The organism is Pseudomonas sp. GM30 (assembly GCF_000282275.2).
Classification (GTDB): domain Bacteria; phylum Pseudomonadota; class Gammaproteobacteria; order Pseudomonadales; family Pseudomonadaceae; genus Aquipseudomonas.
This window is the reverse complement of the sequence record NZ_AKJP02000008.1, coordinates 90,188-110,434: the sequence shown is the minus strand read 5'-3', so window position 1 is coordinate 110,434 and position 20,247 is coordinate 90,188. Positions and strand designations below refer to the sequence as shown.

19 protein-coding genes and 2 pseudogenes are annotated in these 20,247 nt (G+C 62.0%); 10 read left to right on the top strand and 11 right to left on the bottom strand.

Annotated elements, in window-relative coordinates; genetic code table 11:
• Window positions 1-14: 14 nt before the first annotated feature.
• Window positions 15-287 carry a hypothetical protein gene (locus tag PMI25_RS06495; protein ID WP_007969537.1) on the top strand — a complete coding sequence of 91 codons (273 nt, stop codon included), beginning with the start codon at window positions 15-17 and terminating at the stop codon, window positions 285-287.
• A 23-nt stretch (window positions 288-310) separates the two neighbouring features.
• On the opposite strand, the gene PMI25_RS27995 is transcribed toward PMI25_RS06495, so the two are convergent.
• The 3 genes from PMI25_RS27995 to PMI25_RS06485 form a co-directional block, all read right to left on the bottom strand.
• Window positions 311-478, bottom strand: coding sequence for a metallothionein (locus PMI25_RS27995; RefSeq protein WP_007969539.1), 168 nt, complete (start codon window positions 476-478; stop codon window positions 311-313).
• Between the two features lie 962 nt (window positions 479-1,440).
• Window positions 1,441-1,896, bottom strand: coding sequence for a DMT family transporter (locus PMI25_RS06490; RefSeq protein WP_007968889.1), 456 nt, complete (start codon window positions 1,894-1,896; stop codon window positions 1,441-1,443).
• Window positions 1,897-1,899: 3 nt separating this feature from the next.
• Complete coding sequence (locus PMI25_RS06485) at window positions 1,900-2,385, bottom strand: DMT family transporter (protein ID WP_007968886.1); 486 nt, start codon at window positions 2,383-2,385, stop codon at window positions 1,900-1,902.
• 112 nt (window positions 2,386-2,497) lie between these two features.
• Here PMI25_RS06485 and PMI25_RS06480 point away from each other — a divergent pair, with 112 nt between their 5' ends.
• Entirely contained in the window at window positions 2,498-3,433 is a 936-nt protein-coding gene (locus PMI25_RS06480; RefSeq protein ID WP_007968883.1) for a LysR family transcriptional regulator, read from the top strand.
• A gap of 138 nt (window positions 3,434-3,571) precedes the next feature.
• Here PMI25_RS06480 and PMI25_RS29850 read toward each other — a convergent pair whose 3' ends face one another.
• From PMI25_RS29850 to PMI25_RS06470, 3 genes and pseudogenes are all read right to left on the bottom strand, one after another.
• Window positions 3,572-4,327: a methyl-accepting chemotaxis protein gene (locus tag PMI25_RS29850; RefSeq protein WP_371917818.1), complete on the bottom strand. Its 756-nt coding sequence runs from the start codon at window positions 4,325-4,327 to the stop codon at window positions 3,572-3,574.
• A gap of 102 nt (window positions 4,328-4,429) precedes the next feature.
• Window positions 4,430-5,254: pseudogene (locus tag PMI25_RS29845) on the bottom strand (cache domain-containing protein); the annotation flags it as partial.
• Between the two features lie 195 nt (window positions 5,255-5,449).
• Window positions 5,450-6,769 carry a Na+/H+ antiporter family protein gene (locus PMI25_RS06470; RefSeq protein ID WP_007968881.1) on the bottom strand — a complete coding sequence of 440 codons (1,320 nt, stop codon included), beginning with the start codon at window positions 6,767-6,769 and terminating at the stop codon, window positions 5,450-5,452.
• Between the two features lie 267 nt (window positions 6,770-7,036).
• On the opposite strand from PMI25_RS06470, the pseudogene PMI25_RS29840 reads away from it, so the two are divergent.
• Together PMI25_RS29840 and PMI25_RS29835 are read left to right on the top strand one after the other, a co-directional pair.
• Window positions 7,037-8,509, top strand: a pseudogene (locus PMI25_RS29840) (HAMP domain-containing protein); the annotation flags it as partial.
• A 102-nt stretch (window positions 8,510-8,611) separates the two neighbouring features.
• Complete coding sequence (locus PMI25_RS29835) at window positions 8,612-9,367, top strand: methyl-accepting chemotaxis protein (protein ID WP_371262551.1); 756 nt, start codon at window positions 8,612-8,614, stop codon at window positions 9,365-9,367.
• A gap of 79 nt (window positions 9,368-9,446) precedes the next feature.
• Here the strand turns inward: PMI25_RS29835 and PMI25_RS06460 are convergent, their stop codons facing one another.
• The 4 genes from PMI25_RS06460 to PMI25_RS06445 are packed head-to-tail and all read right to left on the bottom strand — an operon-like array spanning window position 9,447 to window position 12,048.
• Entirely contained in the window at window positions 9,447-10,760 is a 1,314-nt protein-coding gene (locus PMI25_RS06460) for a sensor histidine kinase (protein ID WP_007968879.1), read from the bottom strand.
• Window positions 10,757-11,425, bottom strand: coding sequence for a response regulator transcription factor (locus PMI25_RS06455; protein WP_003223514.1), 669 nt, complete (start codon window positions 11,423-11,425; stop codon window positions 10,757-10,759). The genes PMI25_RS06460 and PMI25_RS06455 overlap by 4 nt, the downstream gene beginning before the upstream one ends.
• A 3-nt stretch (window positions 11,426-11,428) precedes the next feature.
• Window positions 11,429-11,740, bottom strand: coding sequence for a PepSY domain-containing protein (locus tag PMI25_RS06450; protein WP_007915591.1), 312 nt, complete (start codon window positions 11,738-11,740; stop codon window positions 11,429-11,431).
• On the bottom strand, window positions 11,740-12,048 hold the full coding sequence (locus PMI25_RS06445; RefSeq protein ID WP_007968877.1) for a PepSY domain-containing protein: 309 nt from the start codon (window positions 12,046-12,048) through the stop codon (window positions 11,740-11,742). Before PMI25_RS06445 ends, PMI25_RS06450 begins: the two co-directional genes overlap by 1 nt.
• 230 nt (window positions 12,049-12,278) lie before the next feature.
• On the opposite strand from PMI25_RS06445, the gene PMI25_RS06440 reads away from it, so the two are divergent.
• The 5 genes from PMI25_RS06440 to codA all read left to right on the top strand — a co-directional run bounded on the left by PMI25_RS06440 (window position 12,279) and on the right by codA (window position 17,614).
• The gene (locus PMI25_RS06440; RefSeq protein ID WP_007968969.1) at window positions 12,279-13,358 is read left to right on the top strand and encodes a patatin-like phospholipase family protein; all 1,080 of its coding nucleotides are present in this window, start codon (window positions 12,279-12,281) and stop codon (window positions 13,356-13,358) included.
• A gap of 95 nt (window positions 13,359-13,453) precedes the next feature.
• Entirely contained in the window at window positions 13,454-13,810 is a 357-nt protein-coding gene (queD, locus tag PMI25_RS06435; protein ID WP_007955941.1) for a 6-carboxytetrahydropterin synthase QueD, read from the top strand.
• Window positions 13,811-14,011: 201 nt separating this feature from the next.
• Window positions 14,012-14,824, top strand: a complete 813-nt coding sequence (locus PMI25_RS06430) for an alpha/beta fold hydrolase (protein ID WP_007968967.1) — start codon at window positions 14,012-14,014, stop codon at window positions 14,822-14,824.
• A gap of 256 nt (window positions 14,825-15,080) precedes the next feature.
• Window positions 15,081-16,352 (top strand): cytosine permease, encoded by a 1,272-nt coding sequence (gene codB, locus PMI25_RS06425; protein WP_007968259.1) that lies wholly within the window; start codon window positions 15,081-15,083, stop codon window positions 16,350-16,352.
• 14 nt (window positions 16,353-16,366) lie between these two features.
• Window positions 16,367-17,614: a cytosine deaminase gene (gene codA / locus PMI25_RS06420; protein ID WP_007968260.1), complete on the top strand. Its 1,248-nt coding sequence runs from the start codon at window positions 16,367-16,369 to the stop codon at window positions 17,612-17,614.
• 128 nt (window positions 17,615-17,742) lie between these two features.
• Here the strand turns inward: codA and PMI25_RS06415 are convergent, their stop codons facing one another.
• Entirely contained in the window at window positions 17,743-18,723 is a 981-nt protein-coding gene (locus PMI25_RS06415) for a hypothetical protein (protein ID WP_007968262.1), read from the bottom strand.
• A 372-nt stretch (window positions 18,724-19,095) separates the two neighbouring features.
• On the opposite strand from PMI25_RS06415, the gene PMI25_RS06410 reads away from it, so the two are divergent.
• Window positions 19,096-20,247, top strand: a complete 1,152-nt coding sequence (locus PMI25_RS06410; RefSeq protein WP_007968263.1) for an MFS transporter — start codon at window positions 19,096-19,098, stop codon at window positions 20,245-20,247.

Here is a 20,247-nt window from a genome sequence, read left to right as displayed (position 1 = left end):
TGGGGGCGTACACAATGACCAGCATCTTCAGCCCGGCGCATCTGGATTACGGACTGGACACTCTGTTCGGTCGTATTACCAAAAGCGTGGACTGTCAGGTCGGTCTTGAGGCTGTCGAAGACGACCCCTATAGCTTCGCCCTGCGCGTGCCGGCGCCGTTACCGGAAGACCTCGACCAGGCGAAAACCGTGGTGGTGCGGGTTAACGGTCGACGACTGCAAGGCACGGTCCGCCATACCGAACGGCTGGATGATGAAAGCCTGAAACTGCAAGTGGAGCCTGATTAGGCTCCACTTTTTTATGCGCGGGATTATTTGGGGTGGGCGCAATGGCAGCCTTTGCTTGAACACTCCGCACCGTCCTTGTGGTGGTGCGCGCAGGCTTCACAGCAATAGTGTTTGCCGTGTACGGCGTAAGAGTGGTCGCCTTCTTTGATGGTGCATTTGCAGTTGGGGCAATCGCATTTTCTATCGGGCATGGGGCAGACTCCTTTTTTGGTGGTTGTCTGGGGCTTTTGGGATAAGCCGTAGATACCAGTGTAGGAGCTGCCGAAGGTTGCGATCTGTTGATCTGGTTTTTTTGGGGGATTGGGTGAATATCCGTTGCTTCGGGTGCTGCCGCTGGCGGTTTCGCTCTTACAGCGAGTCACCTTTTCCAGACGCCGAAAAGGTAACCCAAAAGGCTTTGCCCCGGCGTACGGCACTTCGCTGAGGCTCAGTGTTCCCTCGCTACGGTGTCCATCCGGGGGCATCGCCTACGGTTTGCTTCGCTGCACCTCCTCTCGATGTATGCGGCTTCGCCGCATGGCGCTACGCGCCTAACCCCCGGATGGACACCTACGCTCGGCCTGCCGAAGGGGCTGAAGATCAAAAGCCACATCAAAAGCCGGAGCCAGAGCCAAAGCAGATCAAAAGATCACAGCCTTCGGCAGTTCCTACATGGGATTGGGTACATTCATTAAGAAATTGGTCGGCTGACAGGCCGCCATCGCTGGCAAGCCAGCTCCCACATTTGGACTGAGTGAATTGAGTTAGAGACTGGTCGGCTCGTAGGCCGCCATCGCCAGCAGGCTGGCTCCTACAGTACAGATTGCGCGCACCCCATGCGGCGAAGCCGCCCCACTCAACACAATGAGCGTTAGCTCGAGTACCGCTTTTGATCTCAAGGCCCGTCGGCAGGCTGAGTGGAGGGATTTATCCGGGGGTGGGAGCGCAGCGACCGTTTGGCGCAGCCAAACACAGCGAGAGGAGGTGCAGCGAAGCAAACCGTAGGCGCTGCCCCCCGGATGAATCCCGCAGCGAAGGAACCCGAGCCTAGGCGAGGGCCGAACGTCAGGGCACAGACCTTTTGGTTACTTTTGGGGCGTTTGCCAAAAGTGACCCGCCGTAAGGGCGGAACCCTAATCAGCCTTCACCCAAAAAACGGATATACACCCAAAACTCAATCAGAACGACGAACACTACTCCGATACATAAAAACCAAAGCCAACCCCAGACACACCATCGCCAACACCCGCGAAGACGAAAGCTCGATCGCCGGATTCCCCAGCCAGCCAAAATTGTCGATCAACATCCCCATCCCCAGTTGCCCGACAATCACCGCCACCGTCGCCACTGCAGTTCCCACCACCGGCACGGCCCCGACCATCACCATCATGTACACCACCCCGAACAGCGCCCCGGTGAGTTGCCACTTCGGCACGTCCAAGAGGCTGACCTCCTGCGCCGGCTCAAAAAACAGGATCAACAATCCGGTGGTCACAGCCCCGACGGCAAACGTCAGCAGACTGCTGCGCAACACCCCGACGGTTTCACCCAGGCGTCCATTGATCGCCGCCTGAACACTCAACACCGCGCCCGCCAACACCACCACTGCCAACAAAATAACCAGACTCATCACTCATCCCCGCGCAATCAAAACCAGTGTTACCACAATCAACCCCAACGCCAGCCAGCGCTCGGCATTGACCTTCTTGCGCGCCGCGCCAAACCAGCCGAAATGGTCGATCAACACGCTTTTGCCGACCTGCCCCGAGAGAATCGCAATCATCGTCATCGCAATCCCGATATGCGGCGTCGCCAGGGTCAGCACCACCACGTACATCGGCCCAAGAAACCCGCCAATCAATTGCCAGCGCGGCAGATCGGTCAGCGCCGGGCCTTTCTGCGGGCCGGCGAACAACAGCAGCAAAAGCAGAATCGCCGAACCCACGCCGAAGATGCTCAAAGTCGCCCACAGATGCCCGACCTGCTCCCCCAACGGCCCCAGCAACCCGGCCTCCACCGACAAACCCATGCCGGCCAGAATCACCAGCGGCAGCAACAACAGGCGCAACCCTGGCTTGCTGACCGGCGCCGCCCCACTCACTTCATCCAACATCTGCATATCCACAATCCACACAAGTAAACGATGGCGCGGATTATCGGCTGGCGTAGCTATGCGATAAATGGGAGCATCCAGACAACACTTTTGCGCAACTCGCACAGCAGGAAGATCCATGCACGGGCTGAATGAACTGGGATTCAAGGCACTCAGGCTGTTTGTGGCGGTGCTCGACCACGGCAGTTTTTCCGAAGTCGCCCGGCGCGAGGGCGTGGCGCCCTCTTCGATCTCGCGGCAGATCCAGTTGATGGAGCAGGCGCTGAACCAGCAATTGCTCTACCGCCACACCCGCGCCGTGACGCCGACCGAGGCCGGACGCATGCTCGGCCACCACGCGCGGCTGATGCTGGTGCAACTGGAGGAAGCCGAGCAGGCGTTGCAGGAACAGCAAAGCGAACCCACCGGGCTGGTGCGGATCAACGCGCCGGTGGTATTCGGTCAAAGGCATCTGACGCCGTGGCTCGGCAAACTGTGCGCGCGTTATCCCAAGCTGCAACTGGACATCCAGCAGACCGACCATTACGTCGACCCGTTGCAGGAAGGCGCCGACCTGCTGTTTCGCATCGGTCCGATGCACGACTCGAGCATGCAGGCGCGGATTCTGGCGCCGCATCGCTTTCAGGTCGCCGCCAGCCCGGCTTATCTCGAGCGCCACGGTACTCCGCAACACCCGCAGGATCTGGCGCAGCACCAGTGCCTGGCCTACAAGGGCGCGACTGGCCAGCAGCGCTGGTTTTTCCGCCAGGGTCAGGGTGACTGGACGCCTTACTCGGTCAAAGGCCCGATCACCGGCAACCACGCCGACACCCTCACCCAGGCTGCCGAACAAAGCCTGGGGCTGGTGATGTTTCCGTCATGGCTGATTGGTGAGGCGGTACGTGAAGGCACGCTGGTGCCGGTGCTGGGGGACTATCAGGTGTCGAACAGCCTCGAACCGCAGCAGATCGCGGTGCTGTGGCCGGGGAGTCGGCGGCTGTCGGTGAAGGTGCGGACGGTGATTGATTTTTTCATCGAATGTTTCGGTGAAGTTCCGTACTGGGACAGGCCTTGATAGATCAATTATCACAATCTCTGTGGGAGCTGGCTTGCCAGCGATGAGGCCGGCACATCCGACATTGATGTCGACTGACAGGACGCCATCGCTGGCAAGCCAGCTCCCACAGGGTTTTGAGTCGAACTCTCGATCACGTCAGATGCGGAACTGGCCTACGAGTTTGCCCAATCGCTGGCCAAGTTCGGCCAGGCTGCGCGAAGTCTGCGCGCCCAACTGGGTCTCATCCGCCACGCTGTCCACCGCCACCGCGATCTGATGCACGCTGCGGTTGATCTCTTCAGCCACCGCCGTTTGTTCCTCGGCAGCACTGGCGATCTGCGCGTTCATCGAGTTGATCGTGGCAATCAGGTCAGCCATGGCATCCAACGACGCCCCAGCCTGATTAGCCTGCGCCGAAGTGCCATCGCCCGCCTCGCTGGAACGACGCATCGCCTCGACCGCCGACTGCGTGCCGGCCTGCAAGCGATCGATCATGCCTTGAATTTCCTGGGTGCTGATCTGCGTGCGGCTGGCCAGCGCCCGTACCTCGTCCGCCACCACCGCAAAACCGCGCCCGGCCTCCCCGGCGCGCGCCGCTTCAATCGCGGCGTTCAGCGCCAGCAGGTTGGTCTGCTCGGCAATCGAACGAATCACCCCGAGCACGCCGACAATCGACGACACGTCCTGCTGCAGGCTGTCGAGCGACACGCCGCTGCTGCGAATGTCATCCACCAGCGCATGAATCTGTTTGATGCTGCCGGCCACCACACGTTTGGCGCTCTGCCCTTCTTCATCAGTCTGCTGCGCGGCGACCGCGGCGTTCTGCGCGCTCTTGGCGACTTCCTGAGCGGCGGCGGACATCTCGTTGATCGCGGTGGCGACCTGATCGGTTTCGTGACGCTGACGCTCCATGGCCTGATCGGAACGCTGGGCCTGATCCGAGACCTGATTCACCAGGCCAGTCAGTTGCGTGGTCATCTCGGTGATCTGCCGCACCAGGCCGTGGATCTTGTCGACGAAGCGGTTGAACGAGCCGGCCAGTTCGCCGAGTTCGTCCTGGCTGGTGATGTTCAGCCGACGCGTCAGGTCGCCCTCGCCCGCTGCGATGTCGTCAAGGTTGGCTTTCATCAGATTCAGCGGGCGCAGAATGGTGTTGGCCAGCAGCATCCCGGCGATGGCAATCACCAGCAACACCACCACCGCCACGCCGACAATGCTGAGGATCACGCCTTGCATGCGCTCCTGCACTTGCGCCTCGACCACCGCGACTTGCGCTTCGATGCCGTCGAGGTTGACCGAGGTACCGACCGCCATGTCCCACTTCGCCAGGTATTCGGTGTAGCCAAGTTTCGGCACCAGCACGCTGGCATTGCCCGGCAACGGCGAGCTGTATTGCAGATAGTGGGTGCCGTCCTTCGCCACTTTCACCAGGCCGAGGTTGACGTAGACGCCGTTCGGGTCGCGGTTGTCCTTGAAGCTTTTGCCCACGCCTTCGGGGTCGTTGGCCTTGAACAGGCGCACGGTCTCGGAGTCGTAGCCGAAGAAGTAGCCGTCCTTGCCGTAGCGGATGCCCGACAGCAGCTTGATCGCCTGCGCCCGCGCCGCGTTGTCACCGGGGGCGGCGGCGTCGTACAGCGGCTTGATCGTGGTCATGGCCACGGCGACGTAACTTTGCAACGTGGCCTTGGCGTCGGCGAGCAGGCGCTCACGGGTCTGTTCGACCTCGGTGTGCGCCTGTTGCTGGAGGATGAACAGCGTGGTCAGGCTGATGACCAGCGCAAAGAGCAGCACCGGCAGGACGGCAAGGGACAGGACTTTGGCCTTGAGACTCAAGCGCATGGGGGGGCTCACTCTTTTGGTTTTATTGGCGTGGTTAAAGGCGTTAACGGCACGCAATAGCAAAAGTTGAGTCTGCAGACACTGCATATCCCTGTGGGAGCGGGCTTGCCCGCGATTGCGGTGTGTCAGCCACATAAATATTGAATGTGCCGACGCCATCGCTGGCAAGCCAGCTCCCACAGTTTTCAGGGGGGATCAGAGGACCATCGCCGCCACCCAGCCGAACGCCAGCAGCGGCAGGTTGTAGTGCAGGAAGGTCGGCACCACGGTGTCCCAGATGTGGTGATGCTGGCCATCGACGTTCAGCCCGGAGGTCGGGCCCAGCGTCGAGTCGGAGGCCGGCGAGCCGGTGTCGCCCAGCGCCCCGGCAGTGCCGACGATGCACACAATGGCCATCGGGCTGAAGCCCAGCTGCACGCACAGCGGCACGAAAATCGCCGCCAGAATCGGCACCGTGGAGAACGACGAGCCGATACCGATGGTCACCATCAGGCCCACCAGCAGCATCAACAACGCGCCGATCGCCTGGCTGTGATCGATCCACGCCGCCGCGCTTTCCACCAGCGAGCGCACTTCGCCGGTGGCCTTGAGCACTTCGGCGAAACCCGAGGCGGAGATCATGATGAAGCCGATCATCGCCATCATCTTCATGCCTTCGGTGAACAGGTCGTCAGTCTCACGCCACTTGACGATGCCCGAACCCGAGAAAATCAGGAATCCAGCCAGTGCGCCGATAATCATCGAGTCCAGCAGCAACTGAATAATGAACGCGGCGGCAATCGCCAGACCGGCAATGCCGATGGTCTTCGGGTTGTACGCCACGCTGACCTGCTCGACCTGTTCGATCTTCTGCAGATCGTAAACGCGCTTCTTGCGATAGCTGAAAAACACCGCCAGCAACAGGCCGAAGACCATGCCCAGCGCCGGAATCGCCATGGCGTGCATGACGTTGATCTGGCTGATATCGACCCCGGCCTTGCTGACGTTGGCCAGCAGAATCTGATTGAGGAAGATGTTGCCGAAACCCACCGGGAACACCATGTACGGGGTGATCAGGCCGAAGGTCATGACGCAGGCGATCAGCCGCCGATCCAGCTGCAGCTTGGTCAGTACATAAAGCAGCGGCGGCACCAGCAGCGGGATGAACGCAATGTGGATCGGCAGGATGTTCTGCGAGGCAATCGCCACCACCCACAGCAGGCCGATCAGCAGCCATTTGACGCTGCCGCCGCCGCTCGAATGCTGGCGGTCGACCATCGCCAGGGCCTTGTCGGCCAGCGCATGGGCCAGGCCGGACTTGGCAATCGCCACGGCGAAAGCGCCGAGCAACGCGTAAGACAACGCCACCGTCGCCCCGCCACCCAGGCCGCTGTTGAACGCCTTGAGCGTGGCGTCGATGCCCAGACCACCGGTCAGGCCACCGACCAGCGCACCGACGATCAGGGCGATCACCACGTGCACGCGGGACAGGCTGAGGATCAGCATGACGCCGACCGCAGCAATCACTGCATTCATTTCACTACCTCAAAAACACTGCGATGAAATATCACCGCCAGACAGGATGAGTCCGCCAACGGTTAACCGGCGGATTTGCAAAGAGGGTCTTATTAGAAGGGCGCGCACTGTGCCGCAGAGTGGCGGCGGTGTCAAAGCGAGCGGCTGAACTGAAATGTAACTGGCAATGCACAACCCGGTGATGCGCAGGAGATCCCTGTGGCGAGGGAGCTTGCTCCCGCTCGGCTGCGCAGCAGTCGCAAACCCGGTAGACGCGTTATGCCCTGAATGACCGCATTAGCAGGATTTGGGGGCGCTACGCACCCCAGCGGGAGCAAGCTCCCTCGCCACAGGGATCTAAATGTCACTCGGCTGCGGCAATCGGTCATATTGCGCCTGAACAATAAAGAAAGCCGAAACGCGGCCGTTACAGTGCAAAGTCTCAGATATTTATCGAATAAGGACGTCTCCATGTCGCTCAGACAACTTTCCATTCAATGGAAAATCACCCTGCTCGCCGGCCTGTGCCTGGCGGGCATCGTGACCCTGCTGGTGGGTCTTTCGCTGTACCGCATGGAGCACAGCTCCGAGCTGGTGAAGGCGTCGAGCATGGAGATGCTGACCGAGTCGGCCCAGGCGCGCATTGAATCGCAAGGTGAGGTGCAGGCTGCCGGGATTCGCCAGCAGTTCATGGACGCCTATCAGTACGGCCACGGCTTCTCGCGGCAGGTTTTGTTTTTGCGCGAGCAGGCCGAGAAGCGCTTCCTCGATGCCTTCGACCTGCGCGAAGACATGACCCGTCAGGTCAAGTCCGCGCTGCAGGCCAACCCGGAGCTGCTCGGTCTGTCGCTGGTGTTCGAAGCCAATGCGCTGGACGGCAAGGATGAACTGTTCGCCGGTCAGGCTGAACTCGGCAGCAACGACAAGGGCCGTTTTGCCCTGTACTGGTCGCAGCCGACCCCGGGCAAAGTCACCTCGATGGCCCTGCCGGAAAGCGACATGGCCGACACCAGCACCGGCCCCAGCGGTCAGGCGGCCAACGCCTGGTTCACCTGCCCGCGCACCACGCTCAAACCGTGCGTGATCGAACCGTACTTCTATGTGATCGACGGCCAGAACGTGTTGATGACCAGCATCGTCTTCCCGCTGATGGTCAACGGCAAAGTCATCGCCTCGCTGTCGGTGGACATCAACCTCAACAGCCTGCAGGCGATCAGTCAGGGCGCGAGCAAAAGACTCTACGACGGCCAGACCGCCGTGAGCATCATCAGCCCCACCGGCCTGCTCGCCGGTTACAGCCCGGATGCGAGCAAACTGAGCAAGCGTCTGGATGCCGTGGACACCGTCGGCGGCGCCGAACTGCTGCGCCAACTCGGCACCAGCAGCAGCGTCAGCAGCCTGCACAGCAACGGCCAGTTGAAAGTGCTGTCGCCGTTCCAGCCGATCCCCGGCGGGCCGTCGTGGGGCGTGTTGCTCGACGTGCCGGAAAAGGTGCTGGTCAGCCGCGCCGAAGCGCTCAAGCAGCAACTGGATGCGAGCAACAACTCCGGTACTCTGATCGAACTGAGCCTCGGCGTGCTCGCGGCATTGGTCGGTCTGCTGCTGGTGTGGCTGATGGCGCGCAGCGTGACCAAGCCGATACTCGGCGTCGCGCATATGCTCGAAGACATCGCCAGTGGCGAAGGCGACCTGACCCGGCGCCTGGCCTATGACAAGCAGGATGAACTCGGTCAACTGGCCGGCTGGTTCAACAAGTTCCTCGACAAGTTGCAGCCGATCATCGCCGAGGTGAAACGCTCGGTGCAGGACGCGCGCAACACCGCCGACCAGTCTTCGGCCATCGCCACCCAGACCAGCGCCGGCATGGAGCAGCAATACCGTCAGGTCGATCAGGTCGCCACTGCCTCCCACGAAATGAGCGCCACCGCGCAGGACGTCGCACGCAGCGCCGCGCAAGCCGCCGAAGCGGCGAAGGACGCCGACCGCGCCACCCGTCAGGGCCTGACCGTGATCGACCGCACCACCGCGAGCATCGACACCCTGGCCGCCGACATGAGCGCTGCCATGGTGCAGGTCGAAGGTCTGGCCGCCAACAGTGAGAAGATCGGCACCGTTCTGGAGACCATCCGCGCCATCGCCGAACAGACCAACCTGCTGGCGCTCAACGCGGCGATCGAAGCAGCGCGTGCCGGTGAAGCCGGGCGTGGTTTTGCCGTGGTCGCCGACGAAGTGCGCAACCTCGCCCGCCGCACGCAGGAGTCGGTGGAAGAAACCCGTCAGGTCATCGAACAGCTGCAGACCGGCACCCAGGATGTGGTCGGTTCGATGGGCAACAGCCATCGTCAGGCGCAGGGCAGTGTCGAGCAGGTCGGGCAAGCGGTGACCGCACTGCGCCAGATCGGCGATGCAGTGACGGTGATCAGCGACATGAACCTGCAGATCGCCAGCGCGGCGGAAGAACAGAGCGCGGTGGCCGAGGAGATCAACAACAACGTGGCAACCATTCGTGATGTGACCGAATCGCTGTCCGGACAGGCCAATGAATCGGCGCGGGTGAGCCAGTCGCTGAACAGCCTGGCGAATCAGCAGCAGAGTCTGATGGATCAGTTCCGGGTCTGACTCGGACTTGAATCCAACTGGACTTCAATGTGGGAGCGAGCTTGCTCGCTCCCACAGGGGATTTATGGTGTTGGGGAGATCAGCGTTTAGGCAATTCGATCACTACCTTCAACCCGCCCCACTCGCTCTCGCCCAGCACCAGCAACCCGCCCCACGTCTCGACGATATCGCGCACGATCCCCAGTCCCAGGCCATGCCCGTCAGTCTGCTCATCGAGCCGCGTGCCACGGCTGAACACCTGAGTGCGTTGCTCTTCAGGAATTCCCGGGCCGTCATCTTCAACGCTCAGGGCGTAGCCGTCAGTCCGTTCGATCACGCTCAGACGCACCTCGGCATCCGCCCATTTGCAGGCGTTGTCGAGCAGGTTGCCGAGCAGTTCCAGCAAGTCCTCGCGATCCCACGGCAGTTGCAGCCCCGGCGGCGCGACGTAACTCAACGCCAGATGCTCGCCGTGGATCATGTTCAGCGTTGCCAGCAATCCCGGCAGTTCCGCATCGCAATCAAACAGCGCACCCGGCAGCGCATCACCGGATAACCGTGCGCGATTGAGCTCACGATTGAGCCGCTGCTGTACCTGCTCCAGTTGCTCCTTGAGGATCTTGCGCAGCTCCGGGTGGGCATCAAGTTTTTCGCTCGACGCCAGACTCAAAAGCACCGCCAACGGCGTTTTCAGCGCATGCCCCAGATTGCCCAGCGCATTACGTGAGCGCTTGAGGCTGTCTTCGGTGTGCGCCAGCAAATGGTTGATCTGCGCCACCAGCGGCTCCAGCTCCACCGGCACCTGATCGTCCAGTTGCGAGCGCTGGCCCTGTTGCAACTGGGCAATCTGCTCGCGCGCGCGTTCCAGCGGCTTCAACGCGCGGCGCACCGTCAGCCGTTGCAGCAGCAGAATCAGCAGCAAACCGGCCAGGCCCAAACCAAGGCCGATCTGACGCATGCGCTGGAAACTCTCGCGCACCGGGGTGTAATCCTGGGCGACGCTGATCGAGATCGCCTGCCCCAGCCGTCGATAGTCCGAGCGCAACACCAGCAACTGCTGACCGTCCGGCCCCAGTTGCAGGTTGCTGTGCAAACCGGGGTGTTCCAGCAGCGGCAGATCCTGATCCCACAGCGAACGTGAACGCCAGTGGCTGTCGGCAAAATCGATGCGGAAGTAATGCCCGGAAAACGGTCGCTGATAGGCCGGCGACAGGTGCCGCTCGTCCAGTTGCAAACCTTGCGGGCCACGCACCAGTGCCACCAGCAGGCTTTCACTGTCGTTGCGCAGGCCCGCTTCGAGGTAACGCTGCAAACCGACTTCGAACAACCACAGGCTGGTTTGCGCCAGCACCAGGCCGACGATCACCATCACGCTGATCAAGCCCAGGCTCAAGCGGCGCTGGATCGATCTCACGAAGCTTGCCCGCCGAACAGGTAACCCTGGCCGCGACGGGTTTCGATCACCGCTTTACCCAGCTTGCGCCGCAGGTGGTTGACGTGAACTTCGAGGACGTTGGAATCGCGCTCGGTTTCGCCATCGTAGAGGTGCTCGGCGAGGTGGGTTTTCGACAGGATCTGTTCCGGGTGCAGCATGAAATAGCGCAGCAGGCGGAATTCGGCGGCGGTCAGCTGAATCTCGCTGCCGTCGCGAATCACGCACTGACGCCCCTCATCCAGATGCAGGCCGGCGGCCTTGAGCGTTGGCTGATTGGCCTGGCCCTTGGAGCGGCGCAGCAACGACTGCACCCGCAGGTGCAGCTCTTCGGGATGGAACGGTTTGGTCAGGTAGTCGTCAGCCCCGGCCTTCAGGCCTTCGATGCGCTCGGCCCACGAATCGCGAGCGGTGAGGATCAGCACCGGGGTCGACAGGCCACCGGCGCGCCATTGCGCCAGCACCTCCAGCCCGGGAACGCCGGGCAGGCCGAGGTCGAGAATGATCAGGTCATAGGGCTCGCTGCTGCCCTGATAAACCGCATCGCGCCCGTCCGCCAGCCAGTCCACCGCGTAGCCTTGGCGCTGCAGACCGGCGATCAGTTCGTCGGCCAGCGGCACGTGGTCTTCCACCAGAAGCAAACGCATCGGTCAATCTTCCTTGTCTTTCACGAGTTCGCCGGTATCGGCCTTCAGGTGCAACTCACGGGCGACACCTTCGACGGTCAGCAACTCGACTTCATAAATGTAGACGTCGTGTTTTTCTTCCAGCTCGACTTCCAGCAGTTTTGCGCCGGGGTAACGGTCCATCGCCTGCTGCAGCACTTGCTCAAGCGGCAGAATCACGCCCTGCTTGCGCAGATCCAGCGCTTCATCCGGACCGAGATCGCGGGCCATGGCCGTCGAACAACACATCACCAGCGCCAGCGCCGTGCGGCGGGTGGCGCGAACATTAACCTTCATTACGTATCCTGATGATCCTTGAGAACCTGCCCAGTCACTGCGTCCAATTCCAGGTCCCACTCCAGCCCTTGCGGATCACGCATTTCGATCTGGTAGATGTACTTGCCGTACTGCTCTTCCAGCTCGGTATCGGTGATGGTCGACCCCGGATGTTTGGACAGCGCCGTGGCGTTGAGCTTCTCGAAGGACACGATAGTACCAGCGTCGCGCAGGCGCAGGGCTTCATCGGGGCCAAGATCGCGAGCGTGGGCGAGGCTGGCGGTCAGGCCGATGATCGAGGCAATGGACAGGGCAGTCAGGGTTTTCATGGGTGTCTCCGTATTTTTATGTGCAGCTACGGTGGGCACCTTAGCGGGAGCAACTTAACTGAAACTGAATTGCCATCATTGCCCTGTAGGAGCTGCCGCAGGCTGCGATCTTTTGATCTTGCCTTTAAAAATCAAAAGATCGTCCGAACGCGGCCCGAGCCTGCGGCAGCTCCTACAGAGTTCGGTAACATGTGCTTATAATTGTTCGCTTGCTAACGATCGAGACCGGTATGACCGCCATCCACATCAAGTTCCCCGCCCTCACCCTCAAGGCCGGCCCACGGGCCATGGCGCGCATTCGTGCCCAGGGCCTTAATGCCGCTGACGTCGGCACCCTGCCCGGTGCGGCCGGTGGGCCCAAGGCATTGGGGATTCAAGGGCTGGACCTGGCGTTGTTCGGTGAATGGCTGCCGAGCGCGCCGCGTGAGCGCTCGCTGATCGGTGCATCGGTCGGTTCCTGGCGCTTCGCCAGCGCCTGCCTGCCGGACGCCGCCGAAGGCATCCGCCGCCTCGGTCAGTTGTACGCCGAGCAGAATTTCAACAAAGGCGTGACCATGGCAGAGATCAGCGCGAGCTCGCAGCGCATGCTCAATGACCTGCTCGACGGCCGCGACGCCAGCATCCTCAACAACGCCGATTACCGCCTGAACATCATGGTGGTGAAAAGCCACGGGCATCTGGCCGATGACCATCGCGGCCGCCTCGGTCTGGCGCTGGGTTCGGTAATCGCCGATAACCTGCGCGGTCGCGCGCGCCTGTCGCGGCACTTCGAACGGCTGATCATTCACGACCCGCGCCTGGCGCCGCCGGTGAATGCGCTGAATGACTTCCCGTCGCGCTTCGTCGCCCTCAGTACGGGCAACCTGCGCCAAGCGCTGCTGGCGTCCGGTTCGATCCCGATGGTCATGGAGGGCGTGCGCGACCTGCCGGGCGCCGGTGCCGGCACCTTCCGCGACGGCGGGCTGCTCGACTATCACCTCGACCTGCCCTACAGCGGCGACGGCATCGTGCTTTATCCGCACTTCACCGACCGGGTGATCCCCGGCTGGTTCGACAAGACCCTGCCGTGGCGCCGCGCCTCGGTGGAGCGTTTGCAGGACGTGCTGTTGCTGGCGCCTTCGAAGGAATATCTGGCGCGCCTGCCCTACGGCAAACTGCCCGACCGTAACGACTTCAAGCGCTTCATGGGCGATGCGCCGAGCCGGCAGAAATACTGGCACGCGGCGATGGACGAAAGCCGCCGGTTGGGTGACGAATTTCTCGAGCTGACCACCAACGGTCGCCTCGCCGAGCGCTTGCTGACCCTTTAGTCAGTGTTTTCCCGCATCGCCAAACACAAGCTGGTAAACTCGCCGCCTGCCCGAATCGCTGCGGCGAACGCCACCTGAACAGAGCCGAAAATACTGTGGAAATCTTCAAGGAATTTACATTCGAATCCGCCCACCGCCTGCCGCACGTCCCGGACGGCCACAAGTGCGGACGCCTGCACGGTCACTCGTTCAAGGTGGCGATTCACCTGAGCGGCGACCTCGATCCGCACACCGGCTGGATCCGCGATTTCTCCGAGATCAAGGCGATCTTCAAGCCGCTCTACGAGCGTCTGGACCACAACTACCTGAACGACATTCCCGGCCTGGAAAACCCGACCAGCGAAGTGCTGGCCAAATTCATCTGGAATGAACTGAAGCCCCTGCTGCCGGAACTCAGCGCAATCCGCATTCACGAGACCTGCACCAGCGGTTGCATCTATCGCGGTGAATGATCCAAACAAATCCCCCTGTAGGAGTGAGCCTGCTCGCGATAGCGGTTTGTCAGACACATTGATTGCGGATGTGCCGACGCTATCGCGAGCAGGCTCACTCCTACAAAGGATCGGTGTTTGTCAGGAAAATAGAGAACAGCCTTCACGGCTGTTTTTTTATGCCTATGCTTTTTGGCTCAAACCCGCCAAGAGGACAGGCCGATGACGGACTGGCTGCTGGATCAGGTCTTCGAGTTCAACGGGTACCCGGTGCGCCACGCCGTGCGCGGCGACGGCCCGCCGCTGGTGTTGGTGCATGGCACACCGTTTTCATCCTATGTGTGGCACCGCATCGCGCCGCATTTTTTCGCCAGTCACCGGGTGCATTATTTCGACCTGCTGGGTTACGGGCGCTCCGCACAACCGGATGCCGATGTTTCCCTCGGCGTGCAAAATCAACTTCTCGCGCAGTTGCTCGATCACTGGAATATCCAGCGCCCGGACGTGGTCGCCCACGACTTCGGCGGCGCCACCGCGCTGCGCACGCATTTGCTCGATGGCAGAGACTACCGCAGCCTCACGCTGATCGACCCGGTGGCGCTGACGCCATGGGGTTCGCCGTTCGTGCAGCACGTGCGCCAGCATCAAGCGGCGTTCAGTGGCCTGCCGGATTACATTCAGCGCGCCATCGTCCCGACCTACATTCGCGGGGCGATTCACCGCGACATCCCCGATGATGAACTGGCGCCCTACGTGCAACCGTGGCTCGGCGCTCCGGGGCAAGCGGCGTTCTATCGGCAGATCGCGCAGATGGACGAGCGCTACACCCGCGAGGCCGAACCGCTGTACCCGAGCATCCGCTGCCCGGTGCAGATTCTCTGGGGCGAAGCCGACCAGTGGATTCCCATCGAGCGGGGTCGAGCGTTGCACAAGATGATTCCCGGCGCGCAATTTCACCCAATCGCCAACGCCGGCCACCTCGTCCAGGAAGACGCCCCGGAAGCCATCGTCGCCGCCCTGCTCAGATTTCTCTGACCCACATAAATCCCTGTAGGAGCTGCCGCAGGCTCGGGCCGCGTTCGGACGATCTTTTGATCTTGTTTTTTAAAATCAAAATCAAAATCAAAAGATCGCAGCCTGCGGCAGCTCCTACATGGGGCTCGGGTGCATTCAGTTGCACCGCTTTCGCGCCAATCCATGCGCCTCGTCTATACATAACCCGCGCCAATCAGCATTTGGCACGACCACTGCAACCCACCCCGCGTCTCCCCAATCCAGCAAGGAACGCCCCATGACGCAGAACGATCCCGGCAACGACTACCCCCTCAGCGAAGTCCCGATGCATGCACGCAAAGGCCTGGCCTCCACCGCCATGGTGCTGCTGGGTTTCACTTTTTTCACCGCAACCATGTTTGCCGGCGGCAAGCTCGGCGTCGCGTTCAGTTTTGCCGAGATGATGGCGGTGATTATCGTCGGTAACCTGCTGCTCGGGCTCTACGCGGCAGGTCTGGGTTACATCGCGTTCAAAAGTGGCCTGAATTCGGTACTGATGGGGCGCTTCTGTTTCGGCGAGGTCGGCAGCAAGCTCAGCGACCTGATCCTCGGTTTCACCCAGATCGGCTGGTACGCCTGGGGCACCGCGACGGCGGCGGTGGTGCTGGGCAAATACTTCGAACTGGAGCAAGGCACGGTGCTCGGCCTGATGGTGCTGTTCGGCCTGGTGTTCTGCGCCACGGCGTATGTCGGTTATCGCGGCCTGGAGATTCTGTCGTACATCGCGGTGCCGGCGATGATGTTGCTGCTGATGCTGTCGATGTGGGTCGCGACGGTGAAAGTTGGCGGCCTCGATGGTTTGCTCAGCGTGGTGCCGACGGGTTCGCTGGACTGGTCGACCGCGATCACGCTGGTGTTCGGCACCTTCGTCAGCGGCGCGACCCAGGCGACCAACTGGACCCGTTTCTCGCGCTCGGCACGGGTTGCCGTGCTCGCCAGCCTGATCGGATTTTTCATCGGCAACGGCCTGATGGTGCTGATCGGTGCCTACGGCGCCATCGTCTATCAGCAGCCGGACGTGGTTGAAGTGTTGCTGCTGCAAGGTTTCGCCATGGCTGCGATGGCGATGCTGTTGCTGAATATCTGGAGCACCCAGGACAACACCATCTACAACTTCGCCGTCGCCGGTTGCAACCTGCTGCGCACCGGCCGACGCAAAACCGTGACCCTGGCCGGCGCAGTGATCGGCACCCTGCTCGCCCTGCTGGGCATGTACGACATGCTGGTGCCGTACCTGATTCTGCTGGGCACGGTAATTCCGCCGATTGGCGGAGTGATCATGGCCGACTTTTTCTTCCGCTGGCGTGGGCGTTATCCGCGTCTGGCCGACGCACGGCTGCCGGCGTTCAACTGGCCGGGGCTGGGGGCTTACGCGGTCGGTACGCTCGCTGCGTTCCACTCGCCGTGGGTCGCGCCGCTGGTAGGGATTGCCGCCGCCGCGCTAACGTATGTCATCGTCACCGGCCTGCTCGGCGCCCGTCGCGCCAGTGCGCCACTACCAGACCTATAAGAAGGATTCGCCTGATGCACATCATCAACGCCCGGCTGCGTAACCAGGAGGGTTTGCACGAATTGCACCTGGAAGACGGCCTGATCCGCAGCATCGGCCGCCAGACCGAAGCCCCGACCCTCAACCCCGGCGACCTCGACGCCGGCGGCAATCTGGTGGTGCCGCCCTTCGTCGAGCCGCACATCCACCTCGACGCCACGCTGACGGCCGGCGAGCCACGCTGGAACATGAGCGGCACGCTGTTCGAGGGCATCGAGTGCTGGGGCGAGCGCAAGGTCACCATCACCGAAGAAGACACCAAGACCCGCGCCAAAAAGACCATTCAGGCCTTGGCCGCCCACGGCATCCAGCACGTGCGCACCCACGTCGACGTCACCGATCCGCAGCTCACCGCGCTGAAGGCGATGCTCGAAGTCCGCGAAGAAACCCGGCACCTGATCGACCTGCAAATCGTCGCGTTCCCGCAGGAAGGCATCGAGTCGTTTCGCAATGGCCGCGAGCTGATGGAAGAAGCGATTCGCATGGGCGCCGATGTGGTTGGCGGCATTCCGCATTTCGAGTACACCCGCGATCAGGGCGTCAGTTCAGTGAAATTTCTGATGGACCTGGCCGAGCGCACCGGGTGCCTGGTGGATGTGCATTGCGACGAGACCGACGACCCGCATTCACGCTTTCTCGAAGTGCTCGCCGAAGAAGCACGCAGCCGCGACATGGGCGCGCGGGTCACCGCCAGCCACACCACGGCAATGGGTTCTTACGACAACGCCTACTGCGCCAAACTGTTCCGCTTGCTCGGGCATTCCGGGATCAGTTTCGTCTCGTGCCCGACCGAAAGCATTCACCTGCAGGGACGTTTCGACAACTTCCCGAAACGCCGTGGTGTGACCCGCGTGAATGAATTGCTCGAAGCCGGGATGAACGTGTGTTTCGGCCAGGACTCGATCGTCGATCCGTGGTACCCGCTGGGCAACGGCAACATCCTGCGCGTGCTTGAGGCCGGGTTGCACATTTGCCATATGCTCGGCTATCGCAACCTGCAGAATGCGCTGGATCTGGTCACCGACAACAGCGCCAAAGCCATGCACCTGGGTGAGCGATATGGTTTGGAACAGGGGCGTCCGGCGAACCTGCTGATTCTGTCGGCGGACAGCGATTACGAAGTGATCCGCAGCCAGGGCCTGCCGCTGTATTCGATTCGTGGCGGCAAGGTGTTGATGCAGCGGCAGATGCCGGTGGTGGAGTTCAGCGGCGGACAGATCTGAAATGGTTGTCAGGCTGATGGCCTCATCGCTGGCAAGCCAGCTCCCACAGTATTCAGCAGTGAACGCGTGATTTGTGTTCACCATATAACCCTGTGGGAGCTGGCTTGCCAGCGAAGGCGTTAGCCGGTTCAGCCGATCAATCGCGCCGTACCAAACAGCCTGACCCGCACCAATTCGCCCTGCTCTTCTTCAAGCAACACCGGCGCCGTCCCGCCCGGCATGACGACGTGCACTTCGCCGCTCGCCACCCAACCCACCGCCCATGCTGCGCAGGCCACCGCACTGGCACTGGTGCCTGAAGACGCCGTCGGCCCTTCGCCACGCTCGAACACCCGGGCGACGATGCGCTGCGCTGACTCAAGCGCGGCCCATTGCAGATTGACGCCCGCCGGGCATGGCTGGCCGGCGCCGGTCGGCATGGCGTAGGCGATTCGGGTCAGGCCTTCAGCCCAGGGCGATTCGCGCATTTGCGGGTTGCTCGGCAACGCGGCAACGTCGGTGAGCAAGGTCACGCAATGCGGATTGCCGATGCGCACGAACTGGCTGTGCTGCCACGCGGGATCGAGCTGGGACAGTGGTTTTACATGGCTCACCTCATGACCATTGAATTCGCGGCTTTCAACATCTTGAGCGGCCACCGCTGAAGGCCCGAATCCCGGTTGACCGAGATTCAGCCAGAAGCCGATAACACCATCGACTGCAGCTGGTTTCACCGAAGTTTCCACGGCGTCGCCCTTGTCGTGATGCACTCGCAGCGACGCCCCTTCCGCCGGCATCAGCCCCTGCTCCAGCAACGACTGGGAAAAGATCGTCAGGCCGTTGCCACTGCGTTCGGCCAAGGTGCCGTCGGTGTTGACGATCAGCACGTCGAACGGCGGCACTGCCTGGAACGGGCCGATCAGCAGACCGTCGCTGCGGTGCGATTTACTCCCCGCCGGACGCTGGCCCTCGGGCCATTCGCAGCACAGCGCAATGGCTGCGCGACTCCATGCCGGTCTCGACACAGCACACTGCGCGGCATCGTTCGGCAAATCGATCCCCAGCTCGCGAAGCCTCTGCGGCGAAACCACCCCGTAAATATTGCCCCGCGCATCGTAGAACTGCGTCATCACCGGCCTCACTCACCTTGTCGAAGCCATCACTGTAAACCGCGATCCCCTGCAGGAGTGAGCCTGCTCGCGAAAGCGGTTTGTCAGCCGTCATATTCATTGCCTGAACCACCGCAATCGCGGGCAAGCCCGCTCCCACAGGCTTCTGCACAGAACGGGCATTTGTGAACACCGGTCATCCAATGTGGGAGCGAGCTTGCTCGCGAAGGCTGCGTATCAGTCGCCATATTCATTGCCTGAACCACCGCATTCGCGAGCAAGCTCGCTGCCACAGGTTAGGATGTCGGTTGCACCGCCCCGAGACCTGCGATCGAACCTCGACGCGCTATCACTGTCATTCGGGGGACGCGACGTTTTTTGCCAAGGATCGATATGACCAGCCTCAACCCCCAAGACACCTTCGTCCCCGGACGCCTGCAACAGATGTCGACGCGCATCGCTTTTTTCATCGCCGGTCTGGGCATTGCCGCGTGGGCGCCACTGGTGCCGTACGCCAAGGCCCGCGCCGGACTCGACGAAGGCACGTTGGGCCTGTTACTGCTGTGCCTGGGGGTCGGCTCGATTCTGGCGATGCCGCTGGCGGGGATTCTCGCCACGCGCTTCGGCTGCCGCAAAGTCGCCACCGGCGGCACCCTGCTGATTTGCGCGGCGCTGCCATTGCTGGCGACGGTGTCGTCGATACCGGCGCTGATCGCCACGCTGTTCATGTTCGGCGCCGGGTTGGGCACGGTGGATTCGACCGTCAACCTGCAAGCGGTGATCGTCGAGCGGGCCAGCGGCAAGAATATGATGTCGGGGTTTCATGGCCTGTTCAGCCTCGGCGGGATTGTCGGCGCGGCCGGTGTCAGCGCCCTGCTCGGTCTCGGGCTGACGCCGCTGGCGGCGATGCTGGTGGTGGTGGCGGTGTTGATCGGCGCGCTGTTCAAAGCGGTGCCGCACATGCTGCCCTACGGCAGTGAAAGCTCGGGCCCGGCGTTCGCCATTCCCCACGGCATTGTGCTGTTCATCGGCGGGATGTGTTTCATCGTGTTCCTCACCGAAGGCGCAGCGCTGGACTGGAGCGCAGTGTTCCTTGCGCAGGAACGCGGGATCGACACGGCGTATGCGGGGTTGGGTTACGCCGCATTTGCCCTGACCATGACGGCGGGACGCTTGTTGGGTGACCGGATCGTGCGCAGTGTCGGGGCCACGCGGATCATTCTGTTCGGCGGGTTGTTGGCGGCGGCAGGTCTGTTTCTGGCGACCTTCGCCCCGAGCTGGGAAGCGGCGCTGCTGGGTTATGCGCTGGTCGGCGCCGGCTGTTCGAACATTGTGCCGGTGCTGTACACGGCGGTGGGCAAGCAGACGGTGATGCCGGAAAGCATCGCGGTGCCTGCAATCACCACGCTGGGTTACGCAGGAATTCTGGCGGGGCCGGCGGTGATCGGTTTTGTCGCGCATGCCAGCAGTTTGAGTTTTGCTTTCGGGTTGATGGCGGTGCTGTTGGTGGCAGTCGCCATCGGCGGCAAAGTCCTCAAGGTCTGA

Excerpts from the sequence above, each read along its gene's own strand:
- PMI25_RS27995 (WP_007969539.1), bottom strand. The coding sequence starts at position 478 with ATGCCCGATAGAAAATGCGATTGCCCCAACTGCAAATGCACCATCAAA.
- codB (WP_007968259.1), top strand. The coding sequence starts at position 15,081 with ATGACGCAGAACGATCCCGGCAACGACTACCCCCTCAGCGAAGTCCCG.
- codA (WP_007968260.1), top strand. The coding sequence starts at position 16,367 with ATGCACATCATCAACGCCCGGCTGCGTAACCAGGAGGGTTTGCACGAA.
- PMI25_RS06410 (WP_007968263.1), top strand. The coding sequence starts at position 19,096 with ATGACCAGCCTCAACCCCCAAGACACCTTCGTCCCCGGACGCCTGCAA.
- PMI25_RS29835 (WP_371262551.1), top strand. The coding sequence starts at position 8,612 with ATGGAGCAGCAATACCGTCAGGTCGATCAGGTCGCCACTGCCTCCCAC.
- PMI25_RS06470 (WP_007968881.1), bottom strand. The coding sequence starts at position 6,769 with ATGAATGCAGTGATTGCTGCGGTCGGCGTCATGCTGATCCTCAGCCTG.
- PMI25_RS06450 (WP_007915591.1), bottom strand. The coding sequence starts at position 11,740 with ATGAAGGTTAATGTTCGCGCCACCCGCCGCACGGCGCTGGCGCTGGTG.
- PMI25_RS06495 (WP_007969537.1), top strand. The coding sequence starts at position 15 with ATGACCAGCATCTTCAGCCCGGCGCATCTGGATTACGGACTGGACACT.
- PMI25_RS06490 (WP_007968889.1), bottom strand. The coding sequence starts at position 1,896 with ATGAGTCTGGTTATTTTGTTGGCAGTGGTGGTGTTGGCGGGCGCGGTG.
- PMI25_RS06440 (WP_007968969.1), top strand. The coding sequence starts at position 12,279 with ATGACCGCCATCCACATCAAGTTCCCCGCCCTCACCCTCAAGGCCGGC.
- PMI25_RS06430 (WP_007968967.1), top strand. The coding sequence starts at position 14,012 with ATGACGGACTGGCTGCTGGATCAGGTCTTCGAGTTCAACGGGTACCCG.
- PMI25_RS06415 (WP_007968262.1), bottom strand. The coding sequence starts at position 18,723 with ATGACGCAGTTCTACGATGCGCGGGGCAATATTTACGGGGTGGTTTCG.
- PMI25_RS06445 (WP_007968877.1), bottom strand. The coding sequence starts at position 12,048 with ATGAAAACCCTGACTGCCCTGTCCATTGCCTCGATCATCGGCCTGACC.
- PMI25_RS06455 (WP_003223514.1), bottom strand. The coding sequence starts at position 11,425 with ATGCGTTTGCTTCTGGTGGAAGACCACGTGCCGCTGGCCGACGAACTG.
- PMI25_RS06485 (WP_007968886.1), bottom strand. The coding sequence starts at position 2,385 with ATGCAGATGTTGGATGAAGTGAGTGGGGCGGCGCCGGTCAGCAAGCCA.
- PMI25_RS29850 (WP_371917818.1), bottom strand. The coding sequence starts at position 4,327 with ATGGAGCGTCAGCGTCACGAAACCGATCAGGTCGCCACCGCGATCAAC.
- PMI25_RS06480 (WP_007968883.1), top strand. The coding sequence starts at position 2,498 with ATGCACGGGCTGAATGAACTGGGATTCAAGGCACTCAGGCTGTTTGTG.